This window comes from Streptomyces sp. NPDC002958 (assembly GCF_055563255.1).
Genome location: NZ_JBVHDS010000072.1, coordinates 1 through 2,512, shown reverse-complemented (window position 1 = coordinate 2,512; position 2,512 = coordinate 1). Strand labels below are relative to the sequence as shown.

Below are 2,512 nucleotides of genomic sequence, written 5' to 3'. Positions count from 1 at the left end.
TAAGAACCGGACGTGCGAGTTGTCCCCGCATCCGGCTCAAGCAAGCCCTGAAGGCTCGCCGGCATGCAGAGGTGCTGGGCCTGCCGCGATCTCGGCTGATCGCCGACGACGGCAGGCGGTGTGCACGAGACGGAGGACCACGTTCGACTTGCCCTGTTCCGGAGAGATGACGATGTACTGCTTCGTCATTGCCCGCCGGACGACCGCCATCCACTGCTCCCACTCGGGTGGGCTCTGCGGTTGGTGGTCGGCGTGCAGCAGGAACTCCCGACACAATGGGCAACGGCCGTCTTGCAGCGTCAACTGCCGCAGTCCGAACGCGTCCAGTGGCGAGGGTGCCCCCTTGCGCCGCCTCTTGTCCCAGTACTCGGTCAGGGCCGGGTCGTCCGGAGACGAGGTGCCCGCGACCATCTGGTGTCGAACGATCTTCGTCCAGGAGAACTTCCGCAGGTGGGCGCCGGTCTCCCGGTCACCGAACACCCAGCGGTTCTTGCTGGACGGGTTGAACTGGCCGAAGTACCGATCGACGATCCAGTGCCTCGACTTGTTCTGATGGCCTTGCTTGGCCCACTTGTAGGTGAGCTTCCACATGTAGTCGTCCAGCGCGGTGAACGCGTCGCTGGAGACCACCGTCCGGTAGTAGGCCGACCAGCCGCGCACGATCGGGTCGATCTTGTGCAGCACCGCACTGACATTGGCCCCGCGCAGGGCCGCCATCTCCGCGCGTAGCCGTTCCCGGATCCGTCTCAGGGCCGCCGGACTCGGTTTGATCAGCAGCTTGCCGTCGTATCGACGGACGTTGAATCCCAGGAAGTCGAAGCCGGAGTCAGCGTGGACGATGCGCGTCTTGTCCTCGTTGATCACCAGCCCCCTGGGGGCCAGCCAGACGGTGAGCTTCGCCTTGACCCGTTCGGCTTCATCACGGCTGTGACAGAGCACGACAAGGTCGTCGGCGTATCTGATCAACGCCGGGGCGACCTCGACCGACTCGGCGGCGTGCGTGCCGAGCTTTCGGTAGCGGACTCCGGCGGCCTCTTCCAATCCGTGCAGGGCGATGTTCAGCAGCAGAGGGCTGACCACCCCGCCTTGCGGGGTGCCCTCCTCTGTCGGGGCGAACCGGTCGCGATCGACCACCCCCGCCTTCAGCCAGCGTCGGACCAGTTCCCTGGCGGGGAACGTGCCGAGCTGGGCGAGAAGGTGCTCGTGGTTGATGCGGTCGAACGCCGCTTTCAGGTCCGCGTCCAGCACCCACATCCGCTGGGGGTTCTTTCCCTTCAGCGTCAGATAGATGGCGGAGATTGCGTCCTGGCAGCCGCGGCCAGGCCGGAAGCCGTACGACTTCGGCTCGAACCGCGCCTCCCACTCCGGTTCCAGCGCGTTGACGACCCGCGCCTGGAGAACCCGGTCGGCGATCACAGGGATGCCCAGTGGGCGCTTCTTACCGCCTGCCTTCGGAATGTGCACTCGTTTGACCGGCAGGGCCGTCCAGGCCGAGGAGCGATACTGTGCCCAGTTGGCCAACTCGGCCTTCAACTGGGGCAGTAGCGCCGTCCGCCCGTCCACCCCCGGGGTCTTGCGACCAGCATTGACCTCCGTCACGCGCCGCACGCTCAACAGCGTGTTGGCCCGAGAGCGGAGCATCAGTTTCTGCAGATTGCGTACCCGTTTGAGGTCGCCTGCCTGCGATGCCGTGAAGATCCTCTGTCTCAGACGCCGTACTTCGTCCTCGAGAGCACGCCAGTCGATCTCGTGCCAGTCGGGGACGTTGTCCTCCGGTCCGTTCGCCATCACGTCCGCACCGGCGTGTGCCCGCGTGTTCGTCATGGCGTCCAACTTGCCCTTCGGTTCCGGTGTCCTTCTCTTCGTCTCTTCACAGGCTCACCTGGCCTCCGTCAGCACCCTTTCGGGTCCGGGCACCTGCCCGTATCCGGCCGGTTATGCGAGGCGACTGGCGAAGGAGCCAGCCATGATGCCTCGGTTTCCCGCTGCCTTTCGGCTGCCGGCATTGGCTTCTGAGGCCATCCTGCGCCCGCTGGAGATTCGGGCCTTCCTTGCGGTCGGCTTGCCGGGAACGCCAGGGCGTTCCCGGACTCCAACGGGGTTGTCACGTTCCGCACGAGTGAGGTGCGGCCGGGTCGGGTGCCCCCTATACCCCGAGGACGGCGGTGTTCTCCCAACCGGCTTAAGGTCTTCCGGTCGGCGCCTGCCGCTTTTCAACGGCCAGTCCTTGACCCCGCTGCAACCACCCATCGGCGGGGCTTCCGATCACGAGGCATCATCAGGGGTTCACGGCTGTTCACCCTGTCGGCCTTCCCCGTGACTTGTAACTCCCGGATGGAACGGGAGCCCTTGAGCCTGGCGACCTGAGCTTCGCACCCCGCCGTTACCAGCGACGCACGTCAGGCCCGGGGACAGATCCTCGAACACTGATCCGTAACTACACCTTCGGCATCTGCCGAACCTCCTTCAGTGAAGCTCACTCAACTCGTGCGACCTCGTGTCGCACCCCCGG

At 65.5% G+C, this 2,512-nt stretch carries 1 protein-coding gene; it reads right to left on the bottom strand.

What is annotated here, in order from left to right:
- Positions 1–36 precede the first annotated feature (36 nt).
- The gene (ltrA, locus tag ACZ3IC_RS34085) at positions 37–1,824 is read right to left on the bottom strand and encodes a group II intron reverse transcriptase/maturase (protein ID WP_467422590.1); all 1,788 of its coding nucleotides are present in this window, start codon (positions 1,822–1,824) and stop codon (positions 37–39) included.
- Positions 1,825–2,512 lie beyond the last annotated feature (688 nt).